General features: G+C 65.9%; 19 protein-coding genes. 10 read left to right on the forward strand and 9 right to left on the reverse strand.

The genetic code is table 11. The features are described 5' to 3' along the window. Positions 1 to 95: 95 nt before the first annotated feature. Positions 96 to 2,879: a formate dehydrogenase subunit alpha gene (gene fdhF, locus ACQ651_RS14870; RefSeq protein WP_430449701.1), complete on the reverse strand. Its 2,784-nt coding sequence runs from the start codon at positions 2,877 to 2,879 to the stop codon at positions 96 to 98. A gap of 255 nt (positions 2,880 to 3,134) precedes the next feature. Here fdhF and ACQ651_RS14875 point away from each other — a divergent pair, with 255 nt between their 5' ends. Then, a complete protein-coding gene (locus tag ACQ651_RS14875; RefSeq protein WP_430449702.1) occupies positions 3,135 to 4,184 on the forward strand; it encodes a saccharopine dehydrogenase in 1,050 nt (349 codons plus the stop codon). Positions 4,185 to 4,212: 28 nt separating this feature from the next. On the opposite strand, the gene ACQ651_RS14880 is transcribed toward ACQ651_RS14875, so the two are convergent. The 5 genes from ACQ651_RS14880 to ACQ651_RS14900 form a co-directional block, all read right to left on the reverse strand. Then, positions 4,213 to 4,530 (reverse strand): DUF3775 domain-containing protein, encoded by a 318-nt coding sequence (locus tag ACQ651_RS14880; protein ID WP_227285911.1) that lies wholly within the window; start codon positions 4,528 to 4,530, stop codon positions 4,213 to 4,215. 84 nt (positions 4,531 to 4,614) lie between these two features. Beyond that, entirely contained in the window at positions 4,615 to 5,346 is a 732-nt protein-coding gene (locus tag ACQ651_RS14885) for an SDR family NAD(P)-dependent oxidoreductase (RefSeq protein ID WP_430449703.1), read from the reverse strand. 6 nt (positions 5,347 to 5,352) lie between these two features. Beyond that, positions 5,353 to 6,591 (reverse strand): MFS transporter, encoded by a 1,239-nt coding sequence (locus tag ACQ651_RS14890; protein ID WP_430449704.1) that lies wholly within the window; start codon positions 6,589 to 6,591, stop codon positions 5,353 to 5,355. Further along, complete coding sequence (locus ACQ651_RS14895) at positions 6,588 to 7,352, reverse strand: DUF1365 domain-containing protein (protein WP_430449705.1); 765 nt, start codon at positions 7,350 to 7,352, stop codon at positions 6,588 to 6,590. Before ACQ651_RS14895 ends, ACQ651_RS14890 begins: the two co-directional genes overlap by 4 nt. Then, positions 7,349 to 8,641 (reverse strand): NAD(P)/FAD-dependent oxidoreductase, encoded by a 1,293-nt coding sequence (locus ACQ651_RS14900; RefSeq protein ID WP_430449706.1) that lies wholly within the window; start codon positions 8,639 to 8,641, stop codon positions 7,349 to 7,351. The genes ACQ651_RS14895 and ACQ651_RS14900 overlap by 4 nt, the downstream gene beginning before the upstream one ends. 120 nt (positions 8,642 to 8,761) lie before the next feature. Between ACQ651_RS14900 and ACQ651_RS14905 the strand changes: the two genes are divergently transcribed. From ACQ651_RS14905 to tdh, 5 genes are all read left to right on the forward strand, one after another. Further along, the gene (locus tag ACQ651_RS14905; RefSeq protein ID WP_430449707.1) at positions 8,762 to 9,403 is read left to right on the forward strand and encodes a sigma-70 family RNA polymerase sigma factor; all 642 of its coding nucleotides are present in this window, start codon (positions 8,762 to 8,764) and stop codon (positions 9,401 to 9,403) included. 5 nt (positions 9,404 to 9,408) lie between these two features. After that, entirely contained in the window at positions 9,409 to 10,062 is a 654-nt protein-coding gene (locus ACQ651_RS14910; RefSeq protein ID WP_227285869.1) for a ChrR family anti-sigma-E factor, read from the forward strand. A gap of 94 nt (positions 10,063 to 10,156) precedes the next feature. Next, on the forward strand, positions 10,157 to 11,362 hold the full coding sequence (locus tag ACQ651_RS14915; RefSeq protein WP_430449708.1) for a glycine C-acetyltransferase: 1,206 nt from the start codon (positions 10,157 to 10,159) through the stop codon (positions 11,360 to 11,362). Further along, positions 11,359 to 11,970 carry a class I SAM-dependent methyltransferase gene (locus ACQ651_RS14920; protein ID WP_375551320.1) on the forward strand — a complete coding sequence of 204 codons (612 nt, stop codon included), beginning with the start codon at positions 11,359 to 11,361 and terminating at the stop codon, positions 11,968 to 11,970. Before ACQ651_RS14915 ends, ACQ651_RS14920 begins: the two co-directional genes overlap by 4 nt. Then, positions 11,967 to 13,004 carry an L-threonine 3-dehydrogenase gene (gene tdh, locus ACQ651_RS14925; protein ID WP_227285858.1) on the forward strand — a complete coding sequence of 346 codons (1,038 nt, stop codon included), beginning with the start codon at positions 11,967 to 11,969 and terminating at the stop codon, positions 13,002 to 13,004. Before ACQ651_RS14920 ends, tdh begins: the two co-directional genes overlap by 4 nt. On the opposite strand, the gene ACQ651_RS14930 is transcribed toward tdh, so the two are convergent. From ACQ651_RS14930 to ACQ651_RS14940, 3 genes are read right to left on the reverse strand one after another with little or no spacing between them, the layout of a single operon-like run. Beyond that, positions 12,966 to 13,739 (reverse strand): maleate cis-trans isomerase family protein, encoded by a 774-nt coding sequence (locus ACQ651_RS14930; RefSeq protein WP_430449709.1) that lies wholly within the window; start codon positions 13,737 to 13,739, stop codon positions 12,966 to 12,968. The two genes, tdh and ACQ651_RS14930, sit on opposite strands and share 39 nt — an antisense overlap. Before the next feature lie 12 nt (positions 13,740 to 13,751). Next, positions 13,752 to 14,876 carry a M24 family metallopeptidase gene (locus ACQ651_RS14935; protein WP_227285856.1) on the reverse strand — a complete coding sequence of 375 codons (1,125 nt, stop codon included), beginning with the start codon at positions 14,874 to 14,876 and terminating at the stop codon, positions 13,752 to 13,754. Next, a complete protein-coding gene (locus tag ACQ651_RS14940; RefSeq protein ID WP_430449710.1) occupies positions 14,869 to 15,948 on the reverse strand; it encodes a pyridoxal-phosphate dependent enzyme in 1,080 nt (359 codons plus the stop codon). Before ACQ651_RS14940 ends, ACQ651_RS14935 begins: the two co-directional genes overlap by 8 nt. Before the next feature lie 132 nt (positions 15,949 to 16,080). Here ACQ651_RS14940 and hmgA point away from each other — a divergent pair, with 132 nt between their 5' ends. The 4 genes from hmgA (at position 16,081) to ACQ651_RS14960 (ending at position 18,637) form a co-directional block, all read left to right on the forward strand. Further along, positions 16,081 to 17,442: a homogentisate 1,2-dioxygenase gene (hmgA, locus tag ACQ651_RS14945; RefSeq protein WP_227285855.1), complete on the forward strand. Its 1,362-nt coding sequence runs from the start codon at positions 16,081 to 16,083 to the stop codon at positions 17,440 to 17,442. A 69-nt stretch (positions 17,443 to 17,511) separates the two neighbouring features. Next, on the forward strand, positions 17,512 to 17,727 hold the full coding sequence (locus tag ACQ651_RS14950; RefSeq protein ID WP_227285854.1) for a hypothetical protein: 216 nt from the start codon (positions 17,512 to 17,514) through the stop codon (positions 17,725 to 17,727). 8 nt (positions 17,728 to 17,735) lie between these two features. Continuing rightward, entirely contained in the window at positions 17,736 to 17,990 is a 255-nt protein-coding gene (locus tag ACQ651_RS14955; RefSeq protein WP_227285853.1) for a hypothetical protein, read from the forward strand. Then, positions 17,987 to 18,637: an RluA family pseudouridine synthase gene (locus ACQ651_RS14960; protein ID WP_227285852.1), complete on the forward strand. Its 651-nt coding sequence runs from the start codon at positions 17,987 to 17,989 to the stop codon at positions 18,635 to 18,637. The genes ACQ651_RS14955 and ACQ651_RS14960 overlap by 4 nt, the downstream gene beginning before the upstream one ends. Positions 18,638 to 18,685: the final 48 nt, after the last annotated feature.

Below are 18,685 nucleotides of genomic sequence, written 5' to 3' on the forward strand. Positions count from 1 at the left end.
GGCGTCTAAATCACGCTGACACGCGCAAGAAAATTTACGCCGCCACTTGAAAAACTCGCCTGCCGACTTGGTCCGGCAAAGCCGGGTCGACTGGATTACTCCGCCGCCACCTGCTCCCCGGCCGCCTCGACCTTCACCGCCGAAAACTTGAACTCCGGGATCTTGCCATACGGGTCGAGCGCGGGATTGGTCAGGATGTTGGCCGCCGCCTCCACATAAGCGAACGGCACGAAAACCATGTCCGGGGCCACGGCCCTGTCGGCGCGCGCCATGATCTCGATCGAGCCGCGCTTGGTCGTCAGCCGCACCTTTGCACCGGGCTCCACCCCCAGTTTGCGCAAGGTGGAAGGGTGAAGCGAGCAATTCGCCTCCGGCTCTACCGCATCCAGCACCGTCGCGCGCCGGGTCATCGAGCCGGTATGCCAGTGCTCCAGCTGGCGGCCGGTGATCAGGATCATCGGAAACCGCTCGTCGGGCAACTCGGCGGGCGGCGTCACCCTGGCGGGCGTGAACTTGGCGCGCCCCGCCCGGCGGGGAAACCCGTCGCCGAACACCACGGACTGGCCCGGATCGGTGTTCGAGAGGCTCGGATAGGTCACGGCGGATTCGGTCTCCAGCCGTTTCCAGGTGATGTGATGCAGGCTTCGCATCGACATCTTCATCTCGTCAAAGATCTCGCGCGGATCGTCGTAATCCCAGTCAAGCCCGATGCGGTTGGCCAGCGCGACGATGATCTCCCAGTCTTCTCGTGCCTCGCCGGGCGGCTCGACTGCCTTGCGCGCCATCTGCACCTGCCGGTTGGTGTTGGTCACGGTCCCGGATTTTTCCGGGAACGCCGAGGCCGGCAGGATCACATCGGCGAAATTCGCGGTCTCGGTGACGAAGATATCCTGCACCACAAGATGATCCAGCGTCGCCAGCGCCTTGCGGGCATGTTCCACATCCGGGTCCGACATCGCCGGGTTCTCGCCCAGGATATACATGCCCTTGATTTCACCGCGGTAGACCCGGTCCATGATCTCAACCACGGTCAGGCCGGGTTCGGCGTCGATCTCGGTGCCGCCCCAGATATGGCGAAACAGCTCGCGCACCTCGTGGTCGGTCACCGACTGGTAATCCGGCAGGACCTGCGGGATCAGCCCGGCGTCGGAGGCGCCCTGCACATTGTTCTGGCCGCGCAGCGGATGCAGGCCCGTCCCCGGGCGCCCGATCTGTCCGCAAAGCAGCGCCAGCGAGATCAGGCAGCGGGAATTGTCGGTGCCGTGGATATGCTGGCTGACGCCCATGCCCCAGAAAATCATCGCCCGGTCCGCGGCCGCGTAATCACGGGCCACGGCCCGGATCACCTCTGCGTCGATGCCGCAAAGTTCCGCCATGCGCTCGGGCGTGAAGGCGCGGATATGCTCCCGGAACTCGAAAAAGCCCTCGGTGAAGCCTTCGATATACTGCCGGTCATAGAGCTTTTCCTCCACGATCACGTTCATGATCGCGTTCAGAAGCGCGACATCGGTTCCGGGCCGGAACTGAAGCATGTGCCTGGCATGGGGCTTGAGCGCCTGCCCGCGCGGGTCCATCACGACAAGCGTGCCACCGCGCTTGGTGAACTGCTTGAAGAAGGTCGCTGCGACCGGATGGTTTTCCGCCGGGTTCGCGCCGATCACGATCGCCAGATCCGCATTCTCGATCTCGTTGAATGTGGCAGTCACCGCGCCGGAGCCTACATTCTCCATCAGCGCCGCCACCGAGGACGCATGGCAAAGCCGGGTGCAGTGGTCCACGTTATTATGGCCGAAACCCTGACGGATCAGCTTCTGGAACAGATAGGCCTCCTCGTTCGTGCATTTCGCGCTGCCGAACCCGGCAACGGATTTGCCACCGTAGAAGGAGCGCAGATCGGCCAGCCCGTGGGCGGCCTTTTCCAGCGCCTCGTCCCATGTCGCCTCCCGGAAATGGGTCCAGGGATTGGCCGGGTCGACATTGAGACCCTTTTCCGGCGCATCGGGCCGGCGGATCATCGGCTTGGTGATCCTGTGGGCATGGTGAATGTAATCGAAGCCGAACCGGCCCTTCACACATAAACGGCCCTCATTGGCGGGGCCGTTGATCCCCTCCACATATTTGATGCGGCCGTCCTTGACCTTGACCGACACCTGGCATCCCACGCCGCAGAACGGGCAGACGCTTTCGGTTTCGCTGTCGAAATCGGCCCGGTCGCCGACCTGATGGTCATCCACCACCGAGGAGGGCATGAGCGCGCCCGTCGGGCAGGCCTGCACGCATTCCCCGCAGGCCACGCAGGTGCTTTCGCCCATCGGATCGTCGAAATCGAAGACCGGAAAGCTGTCATGCCCACGGCCCGCCATCCCGATCACGTCATTGACCTGCACCTCGCGGCAGGCCCGCACGCAAAGACCGCACTGGATACAGGCATCTAGATTGACGGACATGGCGATATGGCTGTCATCCAGAAGCGGGATCCGCTCCTTTTCCAGCTCAGGCAGACGGCTTTCGGTGACGCCATTGGCCTCCGCCATGTCCCAGAGATGGGCGGATTTGTCATGGGCCATGTCGCGGGGCGGCTGATCGGCCAGCAGCATCTCCATCACCATCTTCCGCGCGGTCGTGGCTCGGCCGGAGGCGGTGCTGACGACCATGCCCTCCGCTGGCTCCCGAATGCACGACGCCGCAAGGGTGCGCTCACCCTCGATCTCCACCATGCAGGCGCGGCAATTGCCGTCCGGGCGATAACCGGGCGCGGGCTTGTGGCAGAGATGCGGGATCACCAGACCGCGGCCATTCGCGACCTCCCAGATGGTTTCTCCGGGCCGGGCCTCGACGGCTTCGCCATCCAGCATGAAGCGGATCCTGTCGGTGGTCATGCGCATGTCTCCCTGATCCATGGACACCCTATCGCAGATTTCCGTGGTCGACAGTCCCGGATTAGCGACGGCGTCGGGTCCAAATCCGGCATTCCCCCATCGCGGCGCGCGCGTCGGACGGGGGACAGACATCTGCCGATGCGCGATGTCCTGCACCCTGTCCGGCGGCGTCGCCCGGGCGGCCGCGGCCCGCGTGCACGCTTGCCGCCACTCCACGCTGAGCCTACAACCACCCCGCAAGAGGGAGATCGCCGGATGACACATCTTTGGGTCCGCGCCGAACAGCGCCCGAACGAAAAGCGCGTCGGTCTGACGCCCGGGGGCGCAAAGGCATTGCTGGACGCGGGCCTGCGCGTGACCGTGGAAGACAGCTCCGTCCGGGCGATCCCGACCGATCTTTACCGCGACGCAGGCGCCAGGATCGCCGCCGAGAACAGCTGGCCCGACGCGCCCGCGGATGCCATCGTCTTCGGGCTGAAGGAACTGCCGGAAGACGGCACACCGCTGACGCATCGCCATATCATGTTCGGCCATGCCTATAAGGGGCAGGCGGCGGGGCGGGACTTGCTGCGGCGCTTCCGGGCGGGCGGCGGCACGCTCTACGATCTGGAGTATCTTGTGGATGATGCGGGGCGGCGGGTGGCCGCCTTCGGCTACTGGGCCGGGTTCGCCGGCGCGGCGGTGGCGCTCAAATGCTGGGCCGCGCAACAGACAGGTGGCGTCTGTGGGCCCGTCGGGGATTATGGCGGCAGGGACGCGCTGCTTGGCGACCTGACCGCCGCGTTGCCCCAAGACAGGCGGCCGGACGCCCTGATCATCGGGGCGCTTGGCCGGGTGGGGACGGGTGCGGCCGATTTCTGCGACAGCATGGGGGTGCCGGTCACCAGATGGGACATGGCCGAAACCGCCTCGGGCGGGCCATTCCCCGAGGTGCTGGCCCATGACATCTTCCTCAACTGCATTCTGGCTCGACCGGGAACACCGGTTTTCGTGCCCGACACCGCCAGAACCGCGCCCCGCAAGCTGAGCGTCATCGGCGATATCGCCTGTGATCCGACCTCGGATTTCTCACCCGTGAAAGTCTATGACAGGACAACCGACTGGAACGCGCCCGCCTTGCGGGTTCACGAAGATCCGGTGCTGGATGTCACCGCAATCGACAACCTGCCCTCGATGCTGCCGCTCGAAAGCTCCGAGGATTACGCGGCGCAACTGCTGCCGTCCCTGACGACACTGACCGACCTGCAAGGCGGCGTGTGGGCGCGCGCGAAGGCGGAGTTCGACCGGCACTGCGCGGATCTCTGATCGCGCCACCCGTCGCCGGGCGACCTGCCTACATCAGATCGTCTTCCTCATCCGTGGCACTCACGCCCAGCATCTCCAGCCCGGCCTCCAGATGGTCCGACATATGCGGCGTGCCGATCAGGTAATCCGCCGTGGGCGTCGTGGCCTCCTCCCGCGCGGTGGCCAGCGCTTCGGCGAAATCCTCGGGCTCGAAACTGCCGCGTCCGATCCACATGATCGCGACCAGTTCGGCCTGCTCATCCTCGTTCAGGGTCTCGACCAGACCGCGCAATTCGCCCTCGGCCCGGTCAAGCTCATGTCCCATCAGGATTATCTGCGCCACCTTCCGTGTCGATATCGCCAGCATGGTCTCTTCCTCCTCGCGCGCTGTCAGAATGCCGTTATCCGCCCATGACAAGACGCGCGTCTTTGATCTTGCGCAAGGTTCATCCTAGCCGAACAGGCGGAAATAGAGCCAGTTTGGCAGAAACACGCTTCCCCGGAAAATCAGGCTGAAGAGGCGCGGAAAGCTGCGCTGGAACTGGTCCGTGCCCATATGCTCGAACACTTCCGCCGCGGCCTCTTCGGGTTCCATGATGAAGGGCATGTCGAAGTCGTTCTTTTCCGTCAGGCGGGTCTTGATGAAACCCGGGTTGACGCATTGCACCTCGACCCCGGTCTTGCGCAGATCCATATACATGGATTCCGCCAGCGACATCAGCCCGGCCTTGGATGCGGCATAGCCGATGGCCCCGGGCAGACCCCGGAACCCGGACAACGAGCCGGTCAGAACGATGTGGCCCCGGTCGCGCGTCACGAATTGCGGCACCAAATGAGCAAGGCAGCGCGCGGCTCCGGTCAGGTTGATGTCGAACATCGCCTCCACCTGATCGGCATCCCATTCCTGCGCGGCCTGCGGCCAGTAGACCCCGGCAAGGAAGACGAAACCGTCGATCTCCCCCACCTCCGCCGCGGCGGCGGCGACCGATGCCGTATCGGCGATGTCAACCGGCACATAGGACGCCCGGCCCGGCAATTCGGCCACCAGATCCTGCAACCTGTCCTCGCTCCGCGCGCTCAGGATCAGATCGACACCGGCCCGGCTGAGGTGATGGGCCACGGCCCGGCCGAGACCTTCCGAGGCTCCGACCAGCCAATAACGTTTTCCGGTCCAGTCGCGCATATGTGGTCAGCTCCTTGGTTCGTCTTCGGGCAGCGGGGTGGCTGCAAATAGGCCAATCGCAACCAGTTTCAACACACATGGGACAAGCGCGTAAAGATAGGTGAGCAGCGACAAAGCCGCCGGGGTGTTGTCGGCGCCGGCGATGAACCCCGCGGCGTCGAGCGCCGGCAGCAGGGTGACGGCGGCAAAGGCGAGGGTGAATTTCGACACGAAGGACCAAAGACCGAACGCGGCGCCCGCCTCCGGCGCGACGGTGGCCATGCGGCGGGCGAAGATCGCGGGAAGAAGCGTCAGGTCCGCGCCCAGCGTCGCGCCCGAGATCACGCAGATGACCGCGAACAGGATCGTGTCGCCGGGGCCAAGCGCCAGCACCGTGGAGAAGGAGAGGATGGCGGCGACCATCGCCATCAGCAGCGCCTTGCGCGCACCGATCTTCTGCGCGACGCGGGACCAGACGGGCGCGGAGCCGGCGGCGGCAAGAAAGAACAGCAGCAGCAGCGGCCCCTCCCATCCCGGCGCGTCCAGTGCGCTTTCCACGAAGAACAGGAACAGCGTGGAGGAAACCGCGACGGGCGCGGCATTGACCAGCGCGATCAGCAGCAGCCTGCGCGCGATCGGATCGGCCAGGACACGGCGAAACCCGCCCCGCGACGCGAGCGGGGTCGGATGCCACTCACCCCGCATCATCATGATCGCGACAAGGCACAGACCGGCGAAGGCGATGGCGAAGGCCGCGAAGGGCGCGCCGGTGAAAATCAGGACGGTCGGCGCGACCGAGGCCAGGCAGACACCCAGCAAAGCGCCGCTTTCCCGCCACGCCGCAAGCCGGAGATGGCCTTTCCGCCCCAGCGCGGCGGCGGTCTGAACGCCCTGGGCGTAGAAACAGATGGTGAGGAAGGAAAAGGCGGAAAAGAGCCCCGTCAGTGTAAGCCCGAACCACCACAGCGGCGCGACCGGGGGGGTGATCGCGAAAAGGCCGATCATGGAAAGCCCGAGCAGCAGGGTTGCCGCCGTCACTGCCACTGCGCGGCGGTTGCGCGTCGTCTGCGCCAGCCAGCCAAGCGCCGGATCCTGCACCACGTCGAACAGGCGCAGCCCGAAAAGAACCGCGGCCAGCGCCGTCAGCCCCACCCCGTATTCGTCGACGAAGAACTTCGGCGCGTGGATGTAGATCGGCAACCCTGCGGAGGCGAGCATCGCCGCGAAGACCGCGTAGCCCGCCAGGCGGGCGGGTGGTTGGCTCACCGCGAAACCTCGTCGGCGGGCGGGGTCGGGCGCGGCCTGTAGGTGCCCCCCTTCCACCACAGCTTGAAGGCCTGCCAGTGGATCAGGCCCAGCACCCGGCGCGACCCGAACGGGCGGCGAAGCGCGGCACGCAGGAGACCGGCCGAGGTGAGCGGCCGTCTCTTGCCCGTCAACGTCGCGATCAGGCCCTCGTTCCCGTTGGAATAGTCGATCCAGATCCCGATGCGATCCTCGCGAATGTCGAACCGGAAGGCATAGCCGCCGGAGATCGGCTGAAACGGGGAGACATGGAAGATCTTGGTCGCGGTCAGGGTATCGGCGCGGGTGATTTCCGCATGGTCGGGACGGGCGCAGAGATAGGAATGGCGGTCCCCGAACGTGTTCGTGACCTCGGCAATGACGGCGCGCAGGACATGATCCGCATCATGGGCCAGCCAGAAGCTGACCGGGTTGAACACATGGCCCAGCATCCGGGGTTGCGCCAGCAGGTAGAGCGGCCCGCCCGTCACCCCGGCCAGACCATGCGCGGCCAGGACCTCGCGCGCCCATGGCGCGCCGCGGCCCTTTTTCGGCGCGCCGCCGTGATCGGTATCCCACAGCGAGGCCAGACCGCCGCAGTTGCGCCCGAACAGGCGCGGCGTTGGCGTCTCATCCTCGGGCCGGAGCATCACGTAATCGATGCCGTATCTGAACGCATTCTCGACCGCACCGCGGCGACCGTGAAAGGTCTCGCCCGCAATATGATCGATGCGCGGCGTCACGCGGCCAGCGCCAACCTGTCGCGCTCGGCCATCGCCTCGATCACGTCGATGGCGCTGGCATAGCCGTCTTCGTGAAAGCCGTTTTTCATCCAGGCCCCGCAGAACCACGTGTTGTTCGTGCCGTTCATGGCCCGGATCCTACCCTGTGCGTCAAGCGCCGCAAGATCATAGACCGGGTGCCGGAACGTGGTCTGATCGTAGATCAGGGCCTCGTCGATCGGCCCGCGGCTGTTCAGCGTCACGAAAAGCGGGTCGCTTTCCGGGATCGGCTGAAGGCAGTTCATCCAGTAGGTCAGGTCGATCGGCCCGCCGCCGTGGCCCGGCCGTTCGGTGTAATTCCAGGAAGACCATGTCGCGCGGCGCTGCGGCATCGCGCGCCTGTCCGCATGAAGGATGGCCGTGTTCGGCTGATACCGCACGGCGCCAAGCGTTGCGGTCTCCTCGGGCGACGGATCGGCCAGCATGGCCAGCGTGTCATCCGAATGGGTGGCGAAGATGACCTCGTCGAACCTCTCCCACGCGCCTTTCCGGCAGATCTCGGCACCGCCCGCAATGCGCCGCACGGCCTCGATCCGCGCACCGAGGCGGATATCGACACCCCGGCCCAGCATCGCGCTTTCGAGCCGTTTGACATATTCGACGGAACCGCCCTGAACCGTCCACCACTGATGCTGCCCCGACGCGCTCAACAGGGCATGGTTGCGGAAGAACCGGATCAGCGCCTGCGCCGGAAACGCCATGATCTCTTCCTTGGGTGTGGACCAGATCGCCCCCGAGATCGGCGTGAGGTAATAGTCGCGGAACCACCGGCCCATCCGCATCTGCTCCATCAGCGCGCCCAGCGTCACGGTGCTGTCGGTCGCAACCCGTTCGGCGCGGGCGTTGAAGCGCAGGATGTCGCGGATCATGCAGGCGAAACCGGGCCGCAGCAGGTTCGATTTCTGCGCGAAAAGCGCCGGCAGGTTGCGCAGCCCGTATTCGATCGCCCCGCCGCCGATGGAGGCCGCAAAGCTCATGTCGCTGCGCGCCACCGGCACGTCAAGTTCCTTGAACAGGGCAGTGAGATGCGGGTAATTCGCATAGTTGAACACGATGAACCCGGTATCGACCGGCTGATCCCCGGTCTTGCCCGCCAGAACCGTTCTCGCATGCCCCCCAAGGCGCGGCTCCGCCTCGAACAGGGTCACCGCATGGGTCGTGGACAGATGGTAGGCGGCGGCCATTCCGGAGATCCCGGCGCCGATCACGGCTATGCGGCGCGGTGCGGCGTCGGTCGTTTCGAATGGCATGCAAACCCCTTTGTCAGATCCTTGACGGTTATCTGGGTTTACGGCCCATGTCCCGTCGCGGATGAAAGAAAAAAGATTGATCCACGCTAGGTTATCCCGCGTAGCCCTTGTATGCTTTTGATGAACGACCATGCTGACACAATTGACGCGCTGCCGCCGGGGGTGTTCCTCGCGCCATCTGCGATGGTCTGGGGTGCGGCGCGTGGGAAAGACGTGACGATCGTACAGAATAGTGAAGAGCACTGGGTTGCACGGGTTCAGGCCATTGCCACCGCTCAGGATCAGACGGCCTTCGCCGAGCTGTTCCGGCATTTTGCGCCCAAGGTCAAAGCGTTCCTGATCAAGTCCGGGGCGGATGCCGGCCTGGCTGAGGAATGCATGCAGGACGTCATGGCGACGCTGTGGCGCAAGGCGCACATGTATGACCCGTCGCGCGCAAGCGTGGCGACGTGGATCTTTACCGTCGCCCGGAACCGCAAGATCGACCTGCTTCGGAAATACGCACGACCCGAACCCGAGGATCTGCCCTGGGGCCCCGAACAGGCGCCGGATCAGGCCGATGTCCTTGCCCTTCAGCAGGAAAGCCACCGCCTCGCCGAGGCGATGAAGACACTTCCCGAAAAACAGCGGGTTCTTATCGAACGCGCCTATTTCGGCGACCTGACCCATAGTGAAATCGCCGCAGAAACCGGCCTGCCCCTTGGCACGATCAAGTCGCGCATTAGATTGGCGCTGGATCGGCTGCGGCACAACATGACGTGAAAGATATGCAAGACGTGAACCATCATATTTCAGACGATCTCCTGATGGGGTATGCCGCCGGCGCCCTGCCGCAGGCCTTCGATCTGGTCGTCGCCACCCATGTGTCGCTGAGCGACGAATCGCGGGCCCGCCTGGAAAGCTTCGAGGCGCTTGGCGGGGCGGTTCTGGACCATGTCGGCACCGCCGATCTGGACGAAGACAGCTTCGAGGCCACACTGGCGCGGATCTCCGCCGCGTCCGCGCCCGAACAGGCCCCCGCCCCCGAACCTGCCGAAACGGGTATTTTCCCGGCCCCGCTGCGCGATGTGGTCGGTGGCGATCTCGACGCCGTGAAATGGCGCGCTGTGGGCATGGGCGTCAAGCAATGCGTGCTGCATTCCGGCAAGGATGCCAGCGTCCGGCTGCTCTACATCCCCGCCGGGCAGGCCATGCCGATGCACAGTCATCGCGGCACCGAGATGACGCTGGTGCTTCAGGGCGCCTATTCCGACGAAGAGGATCGGTTTGCGCGCGGCGACGTGGAAATCGCGGGCGAGGAAACCAACCATACCCCCACCGCCGACCCGGGTGAGGATTGCATCTGCCTTATCGCCACCGATGCACCGCTGAAGTTCAACGGTCTGCTGCCGCGCATCGCGCAGCCTTTCGTGGGCATCTGACGGTTTTTTCCGACAAGATTTTCGAATTGCACGTCGCGCGCCGGTGACCCCGGCGCGCGACCGTGTTTATGGTGCCTGCGAGGAGGTGCCATCCATGTCTGACGCTTTTCTTGCCCATGTCTCGCGTACGCTCGACGAAATCCGCGCGGACGGGCTCTACAAGATCGAACGCCCGATCACATCGCCCCAGGGCGGCCACGTGTCGGTCGCGGAGGAGGGGGGAACGCGGGAGTTCATCAATCTCTGCGCCAACAACTATCTCGGGCTGGCCAATCATCCCGATCTGATCGCGGCAGCACGCGCGGCGATGGACAGTCATGGCTACGGCATGGCGAGCGTCCGGTTCATCTGCGGCACGCAGGATCTGCATCGGGAGCTGGAGACCGCGCTGGCGCGGTTTCTGGGCAAGGAGGATTCGATCCTCTTCGCAGCCTGCTTCGACGCCAATGGCGGCCTGTTCGAGCCCCTGCTCGGGCCCGAGGACGCGGTGATCTCCGACGCGCTGAACCATGCCTCGATCATCGACGGGATCCGCCTCTGCAAGGCGAGACGCTATCGATATGCCAATGCCGACATGGATGAGCTGGAAACGCAGCTGAAGGCCGCGCGGGCCGAAGGGGCGCGAACCATCATGATCGCCACCGATGGCGTGTTCTCCATGGACGGATACCTGGCGCCCCTGGCCGAGATCACGGCGCTGGCCGCCGCCTATGACGCGGTCGTCATGGTGGATGACTGCCATGCAACGGGGTTCATGGGGCCGCAGGGCCGCGGCAGCCCGCACCATGCCGGCGTGGCCGACCATGTGCCTATTCTGACAGGAACTCTGGGCAAGGCGCTTGGCGGCGCGATCGGCGGCTATATCGCCGGGCCGCAACCCGTGATCGACCTGCTGCGCCAGCGCGCGCGCCCGTATCTGTTTTCCAACGCCCTGCCGCCCGCGGTCTGCGCGGCCGGTATCGCGGCGCTCAGGCTGGTCGAAAACGGCGACGGATTGCGGAAGGCGCTGTCTGACAACGCCGCCTTCTGGCGGGCCGGGCTGACCGATCTGGGGTTCGATCTGCTGCCCGGCGAGCATCCGATCATCCCAGTGATGCTGGGCGATGCGCGGCTGGCGCAGGAAATGGCGCGGGCGCTGTCCGAGCGTGGCGTCTACGTCGCGGGGTTTTTCTTTCCCGTCGTCCCGAAGGGCAAGGCGCGGATCAGGACGCAGATGAACGCGGCCCTGACGCGCGACGATCTCGACCGCGGCTTGCAGGCCTTCGCAGAGGCGGGCCGCAAGCTCGGGGCGATCGGATGACCACGCTCAGTGACCGGGCCATCGCGGGGTATGACGCCGCGGCCGACGAGCTGATCGCCCGTTACGGCGACCTGTGCCAGGATACCCTTTTCGCGCCGGTCGCACGCCATCTGCCCATAGGCCCGATCCGCGTTCTGGATGTGGGGGCCGGGCCGGGACATGGCGCCCTTTGGTTCGCCGCCAAGGGCCATGACGTGACCGCTGTGGAGCCGGCGGCGCGGTTCCGCGCTCACATGGCAGCCTGCGGGTCCCAGATCACGATCCGCCCCGGCCGCCTGCCGGCTCTGGACGGCGTGGATGGCCCGTTCGATCTGATCACCTCGACCGGGGTCTGGCAGCATCTCGACCCGGCGGACCGGCCGCGGGCCTTTCGCCGGCTGTTCGGCCTCCTGCACCCCGACGGCCGGTTGATCCTGTCGTTGCGGCATGGGCCGTCCCACCCGGCCCGGCCGGTTGCGGCCTGCGATCCGGAAGACCAGATCGCCCTGGCGCGGTCGCAGGGCCTCGATCTGTGCGACAGGATCGACACCGCGTCGCAGCAGCCCGCCAACAGGGCCGCCGGTGTGACCTGGACCTGGCTTGTGCTCACCAAAGGGGCAATCTCATGAAAAACGACATGCGCGCGCTGGTGAAGACCGGCCCGGTTCAGGGGCTGGAGATGCGAAATGCCCCGGTGCCCGAAATCGGCCCCGACGAAGTGCTGATCCGGATCAACAAGACCGGCATCTGCGGCACCGACATCCATATCTGGAACTGGGATGACTGGGCCGCCAGAACCGTGCCGACGCCGCTTGTGACCGGCCATGAATTCGCGGGCCGGATCGTCGAGCTGGGGCGGCATGTCGAAGGCCTTTCGCTTGGGCAGCGCTGCTCGGGCGAGGGGCATCTGATCGGCAAGACCTCGCGGCAGTCGCGGGCGGGCAAATTCCACCTGGACCCCGAAACCCGCGGGATCGGGGTGAATGAACAGGGCGCCTTTGCCGAATATCTGGCGCTGCCCGCGTTCAACGTGGTGCCCCTGCCCGATGCGATCGATGACGAGATCGGCGCGATCCTGGACCCGTTGGGCAATGCGGTCCACACGGCGCTGAGCTTCGATCTGCTGGGTGAGGACGTGCTGGTCACCGGCGCGGGGCCGATCGGGATCATGGCCGCCGCCGTGGCGCGCCACGCGGGCGCCCGCCACGTGGTGATCACCGATGTGAACCAGGCCCGGCTCGATCTGGCCGGGCAGGTCGCCGATGTCCGGCCGGTCAATGTGACGACCGAGGATCTGGCCTCGGTCTTCCCCGAACTGGGGATGAAACAGGGGTTCGATGTTGGGCTGGAAATGTCCGGCAATCAGGCGGCGCTGGACCAGATGGTCGAAACGATGGTGATGGGCGGGCGCATCGCGCTTCTGGGCATCCCGCCGGGCAAATCGCCGGTCGACTGGAGCCGGATCGTCTTCAAGGCGATCACGATCAAGGGCGTCTACGGGCGGGAGATCTTCGAAACCTGGTACAAGATGATCGCGATGCTGGAAAACGGGCTGGACGTGCGCCGGGTGATCACGCACCGGTTCAGCGCTTCGGAGTATCGCGAGGGGTTCGCCGCGATGTTGTCAGGGACCAGCGGCAAGGTGGTTCTGGACTGGACCTGACACACGGAACAATCGGCCGGGGCCACGCCCGGCCGGATCGACGCCCGCCAGCCGCAGCATGTGCCAGATCATCGCCTGGTTGGAGGAGATGACGGGGATATCCAGCATCGCCTCAGCCCGATCGAGAATGCCGAAGCTGCGCAGGTTTGTGCAGCTGACAAACACCGCATCCGGCCCCCCGGCACCTCCCGCCTCCGCAATCGCGGCAAGGGTCGAGGCTTCGGTGATCCGGGCGACGGTCCGTTCCTCCTTGCAGGCGAACGAGACATCGGCCAGCACATCGATGCCGGACCGGGCAAGGGCCGCCCGGATCGGGGCCGTCACCTCCGGCACATAGGGCGTGACCACTGCGATCCGGCGCGCACCCAGAACGGCCAGCGCCGAGAGAACCGCGCTCAGCGGGTCGGTCACCGTGGCGCGGGGATGGTGCCGCCCGATCAGCGCGGCCACCGTTTCCGGCCCGATGACCGTCGCCCCCGAGGTGCAGGCATAACCGATCACGTCCAACCCCGCCGGCAAAAGCGCCGCGGTGTCCGGCAGCGCGGCCTCCATCAGGCGCAGCGTTTCAGGTGTGACCTCGGGGTGGGACGGAATGCGCGCATGAAACAGGTTGATCTCCGGGTCGCGGAGCGTCGTGCGCGCCTCGTGCTCCAGCGTCTCGTCGGCCGAAAGTACGATAAGGCCAAGCCGTGCCGCCGCACCGGCACCGTCGTCAAGTTCGCAGGCAACTGGCATCGGCCGCCCCCTTCAGATAACCGGCAAGTCCGGCGGTGTCCGTTCGGACAGAAGCTCAGGGCCCGCTTCGGTGATCAGGATGTTTTCCTCATGCACCATCATCCGGCCGCCGGGCAGCGGCAGGCTCGGCTCCAGCGTCAGCACCATGCCCGCACAAAGCACCGTCTGGTCATGCGCCGCGACGGAAGGCCATTCCGTCAACTGCATTCCCAGCCCATGCCCCATGCGCCCGATATCCGCGCCGTCGCCCAGCCCGTCGGCCATCGCGGCAAAGAGCCCGGCGCAGGTGATGCCCGGCCGCGCGGCGGCCAGGCCGCGTTCCACCGCCTGCCACAGGGCCGCATGGCCCTGCCGCGCCGCGGCGCTTGCCCGCCCGATGGCCCAGTTCCGGTCGAAATCGCAGAAATACCCGGCCCGGGTGGCACCGGTATCCAGCATAAGCACGTCGCCCGGCTGCAACGGCCTGTCGGACGGCGGGGAGATCACATCGCGGTAGCCGCCCGGGCCCGCGCCCCCGACCAGATAGGGCACATCCTCGGCCCCGGCTTCCAGCAGCGCGATGCGAAAGCGGCGGAACACGTCCTCCAGCGGCTGGCCTGCGTGAAAAAGATCCGGCGCGCGGGCAAAGGCCCGGCTGCCGATGGCGCAGATCTCGCGGATCACCGCGATCTCGGCGGCGGATTTCACCATCCGAAGCGCCTTGATCAGGGGCGTCCCGTCGACCCAACTGGCCGAGAGCCCGGCGCGCAGCCGGTCGAACTCCGCCAGCGGCATCCGCAGCGCGGCCTCCTCGCCCATCGGCAGGGCAATGGTCTGAAACGGGGACAGGGCGCGGGCCAGCAATGTCAGCCCCTCGTCGCCGCCGCTCGGTGCAGGGAAACTGCGGATATCGGTGACCCATGTGGTTGCCATCAGGTCGGCGCCGATGCCCGGGATCACCGCGATCGGCGCACCGCGCGCGGGCACGATCAGAAACCAGGCCCGTGTCGGGCTTTGCCAGAACGGCGTGCGGAAGCCGGTGAAGTAGCGCATCTCCGCCTCGGTGCAGACCAAAAGGGCGTCGATGGACTGTGCGTGCATCGCGCGCTGCACCGCTTCGGTGCGCGCCTGAAACTCCTCGGCCGGGAAATCAGGCATCGACGGCCCCTTCGGAGAGATAGATCACCACGCGGGAGGTCGCCGAAAGGCCCGCCGCCTTCCGGTCGATCAGGGCAAGTCCCGCAAACCCGGCCCCGCCCGAGGGCGAGGTGGCAAGACCGTGTGGCGGCAGCGCCTCGATGGCGGTTTCGACCTCGGCATCGTCAAGGGTCAGGAACGCGTCCGCGTTCCGGGCCAGCGTTTTCAGGGCCATCAGCGAGGGTTCCTTGCAATCCAGCCGCCCCATGCGCGACACCGGACCGTGTGCCACCACCGGGGCGCCCGCGCGAATGCTCTCCTGAAGCGCGGGTGCGGCGGTCGGCTCGACGACGATGATCCGCGGAGCGTCCCCCCACACGCGCCGCGCATGGGCCGCGCAGGCCGCAGCCAGCCCGCCGACACCGGCCTGAAGAAACAGATGCGTCGGCGGAGTCTCAAGGCCCGCCGCGACCTCCGCCGCCATGGCCAGATAGCCCTGCATCACCGCCTGCCCGCCATCGTATCCGGGCCATGTCGAATCGGACAGGAGCGTCCAGCCCTCGGCCTCCGCGCGGGCGGCGGCAGCGGCCATGCTGGCCTCGTACTCCGCCCCTTCGACAACCACCTCCGCGCCGTATCCTTTCAACCGGTCCGCAAAGGCGGCCGGGACGGTTTTGGCCAGATAAATCACCGCGCGGGCCCCGAACACCCGCGCCCCCGCCGCAACCGACAGCCCGTGATTTCCGGCCGAGGCCGCGACATAGGTCCTGCCCCGCAGGGCCGCGGCCGTCCTCTCCGGCGCATCGGGCGAAGGCCCCAGAAGCAGGGCCGCGTCCCGCGCGATGACATGGGCCGCGCCAAGCGCCTTGAAACTGCCCAGTCCCATGCGGTCCCGCTCATCCTTGATATGGATCGCGCCGATCCCCAGCGTGGCGGCAAGAGCCGGCACCTCCAGCAGCGGGGTCGGCGCATGGGCCGGGCAGCGGTCCAGAAGTGCCGTCACCGGGGCGGGGTCCGACAGGGCCTGCCCGCAGATGGCGGCAATCGCCTCGGGCAAGGCGGCCCCGCGATAGGGGTTCGGCAGCAATCTCACACCCGGTCCTTTCACTCAACGCACCCGCCACAGCCTGACCAGGCGCCGGCAGAATGCAAGTCGCCTTGACTTCGTTGTAATTGCAACGATACTCTCCGCCAACGCTTGAACAGGGCACCGGAGGAGACATCGATGAACACGCAGACCACGCCGCGCGGGATGGTGCAGGCCGCCACGCCGGTCGGCACCACCGAAGGCTACATGCCCGGCTTCGGGAACGATTTCGAGACCGAGGCGCTGCCCGGCGCCCTGCCGCAAGGGATGAACAGCCCGCAGAAATGCAATTACGGGCTTTACGGTGAGCAACTGACCGGCACCGCCTTCACCGCGCCGCAACACCAGAATGAACGAACCTGGTGCTATCGCATCCGCCCCTCGGTCAGGCATTCCAGCCGCTACACCAAGATCGACCTGCCCTACTGGAAATCGGCCCCGCATGTGGACCCCGACGTGATCAGCCTCGGCCAGTACCGGTGGGATCCGGTGCCGCATACCGATACCCCGCTGACATGGCTGACCGGCATGCGCACGATGACCACGGCGGGCGATGTGAACACGCAGGTGGGCATGGCCAGCCATATCTATCTGGTCACCGCCTCGATGGAGGATGCGTATTTCTATTCCGCCGACAGCGAATTGCTGATCGTGCCGCAGGAGGGCACGCTCCGGTTCTGCACCGAACTGGGGATCATCGACCTCGCGCCGCAGGAAATCGCCGTGATCCCGCGCGGGCTGCTCTATCGGGTGGAGGTGATCGACGGCCCCGCCCGCGGCTTCGTCTGCGAAAACTACGGCCAGAAGTTCGAGCTGCCGGGCCGCGGCCCGATCGGGGCCAACTGCATGGCCAACCGGCGTGATTTCAAGACACCCGTCGCGGCGTTCGAGGATCGCGAGGTCCCGTCCACGGTGACGGTCAAATGGTGCGGCCAGTTCCATGAATGCGAAATCGGCCACAGCCCGCTGGACGTGGTCGCCTGGCACGGAAACTACGCGCCGGTGAAGTACGATCTGAAAACCTACTGCCCGGTGGGCGCGATCCTGTTCGACCACCCGGATCCGTCGATCTTCACGGTCCTGACCGCGCCGTCGGGCGTGCCGGGCACCGCGAATATCGACTTCGTGCTGTTCCGCGAGCGCTGGATGGTGGCCGAGGATACGTTCCGCCCGCCGTGGTATCACAAGAACATCATGTCCGAACTGATGGGCAACATCTATGGCCAGTACGATGCGAAACCCCAGGGCTTCGTGCCCGGTGGCATGAGCCTCCACAACATGATGTTGCCCCACGGGCCCGACCGGACCGCGTTCGACGGCGCCTCCAACGCCGATCTCAAGGCGGAGAAGCTGGACAACACGATGTCCTTCATGTTCGAAACCCGCTTTCCCCAGCATCTGACCGGCTTTGCCGCCAACGAAGCGCCGTTGCAGGACGACTACATCGACTGCTGGACCTCGCTGGAGAAGAAGTTCGACGGGACGCCGGGCAAGAAGTAGTCCGACCGGGGGCCTTGCCATCCACACCCTGCCTCGCACAGACTGCGCGGGAGGGGGATGCGGCGGAACATGACCGACGGTCGGAACAGATACGGCCCGCCAAGGGCGGAATTGTGGTTTCGGCTGGTGTTTTCACTGGCCGGGCTGGCCTTCATGGCCGTGGCCGTCTTCTATCGGGGCATCGCCGGTCTGGCTTGGTTCGAGATCATGATCTTCGGCGGGCTTTTCTTCGGCGGCACAACCGTCTGGTGCATTCTGAAACTGTTGCGGAGAGACCATCCATGAGCACGGGCATGATCATTCGTTTGGTGTTGATGGGGCTGGTGTTTCTGGTCTGGGCGGGAATGATGTTCTCCACCCTGTTCACCTTGCGCGCGCGCGCGGAGACGCGGACCGGCCGGGCCCTTTCGGGACCGCGCGTCTTTCTGCAGGAGCTGGGCGTCTGGCTGCGGTCTCCCGAGGACAAATCCAGCCGCCGCACCCTGTTTTTCCTGACCTTCGTCCTGCTCGTGATGTCGGTGCAGAACGCCTTCGCCTCCGGGTCATGATCGCGCTCGACTACCGCCCGCCCGACACGCCGCTGACCATTCTCCACGAAGACCACGAACTGATCCTGGTCGACAAGCCCAGCGGGTTGCTCAGCGTTCCGGGCAAGGGCGATCATCTGGCCGACTGCCTGCTGAGCCGGATCCAGGCCGCCTTTCCCGAGGCGCTTCTGGTGCATCGCCTGGATATGGACACATCCGGGGTGATGGTCTTTGCCCGCAGCCCCCATGCGCAGCGGCATCTGGGCCTGCAATTCGAAAAACGGCATGTCAAAAAGGTTTATATCGCAAGGGTTTGGGGGCATGTGGCCGAAAAGGAGGGGCATATCGACCTGCCCCTGATCGTGGATTGGCCGAACCGCCCACTGCAACATGTGAACCATGAAACCGGCAAGCCCGCACAGACCGACTGGCGCGTGGTGCGGCATGAGGAAACCTCGACGCGCATAAGGCTTTACCCCAAGACCGGGCGCTCCCATCAGCTTCGTGTTCACATGAAGGAAATCGGCCACCCGATCCTCGGCGATCCGTTTTACGCCAGCGGCCCGGCGCGGGATTTCCCAAGGCTGATGCTGCATGCGGAAAGCCTGAAACTGCGCCATCCCGATGGCGGGAAGGGCATGAGCTTCCGCGCAACGGCACCGTTTTGAAGTCGCCGGATCATATCGCGGCCCGCGCCCGCCCTCGGGCAAGCGGGT

This window comes from Rhodophyticola sp., assembly GCF_965284195.1.
Lineage (GTDB): Bacteria > Pseudomonadota > Alphaproteobacteria > Rhodobacterales > Rhodobacteraceae > Rhodophyticola.

What these genes read in the sequence shown, in the direction of transcription:
- fdhF (WP_430449701.1), bottom strand. Translation starts at nt 2,879, where the DNA reads ATGACCACCGACAGGATCCGCTTCATGCTGGATGGCGAAGCCGTCGAG.
- ACQ651_RS14875 (WP_430449702.1), top strand. Translation starts at nt 3,135, where the DNA reads ATGACACATCTTTGGGTCCGCGCCGAACAGCGCCCGAACGAAAAGCGC.
- ACQ651_RS14880 (WP_227285911.1), bottom strand. Translation starts at nt 4,530, where the DNA reads ATGCTGGCGATATCGACACGGAAGGTGGCGCAGATAATCCTGATGGGA.
- ACQ651_RS14885 (WP_430449703.1), bottom strand. Translation starts at nt 5,346, where the DNA reads ATGCGCGACTGGACCGGAAAACGTTATTGGCTGGTCGGAGCCTCGGAA.
- ACQ651_RS14900 (WP_430449706.1), bottom strand. Translation starts at nt 8,641, where the DNA reads ATGCCATTCGAAACGACCGACGCCGCACCGCGCCGCATAGCCGTGATC.
- ACQ651_RS14905 (WP_430449707.1), top strand. Translation starts at nt 8,762, where the DNA reads ATGAACGACCATGCTGACACAATTGACGCGCTGCCGCCGGGGGTGTTC.
- ACQ651_RS14910 (WP_227285869.1), top strand. Translation starts at nt 9,409, where the DNA reads ATGCAAGACGTGAACCATCATATTTCAGACGATCTCCTGATGGGGTAT.
- ACQ651_RS14915 (WP_430449708.1), top strand. Translation starts at nt 10,157, where the DNA reads ATGTCTGACGCTTTTCTTGCCCATGTCTCGCGTACGCTCGACGAAATC.
- ACQ651_RS14920 (WP_375551320.1), top strand. Translation starts at nt 11,359, where the DNA reads ATGACCACGCTCAGTGACCGGGCCATCGCGGGGTATGACGCCGCGGCC.
- tdh (WP_227285858.1), top strand. Translation starts at nt 11,967, where the DNA reads ATGAAAAACGACATGCGCGCGCTGGTGAAGACCGGCCCGGTTCAGGGG.
- ACQ651_RS14930 (WP_430449709.1), bottom strand. Translation starts at nt 13,739, where the DNA reads ATGCCAGTTGCCTGCGAACTTGACGACGGTGCCGGTGCGGCGGCACGG.
- ACQ651_RS14935 (WP_227285856.1), bottom strand. Translation starts at nt 14,876, where the DNA reads ATGCCTGATTTCCCGGCCGAGGAGTTTCAGGCGCGCACCGAAGCGGTG.
- hmgA (WP_227285855.1), top strand. Translation starts at nt 16,081, where the DNA reads ATGAACACGCAGACCACGCCGCGCGGGATGGTGCAGGCCGCCACGCCG.
- ACQ651_RS14950 (WP_227285854.1), top strand. Translation starts at nt 17,512, where the DNA reads ATGACCGACGGTCGGAACAGATACGGCCCGCCAAGGGCGGAATTGTGG.
- ACQ651_RS14955 (WP_227285853.1), top strand. Translation starts at nt 17,736, where the DNA reads ATGATCATTCGTTTGGTGTTGATGGGGCTGGTGTTTCTGGTCTGGGCG.
- ACQ651_RS14960 (WP_227285852.1), top strand. Translation starts at nt 17,987, where the DNA reads ATGATCGCGCTCGACTACCGCCCGCCCGACACGCCGCTGACCATTCTC.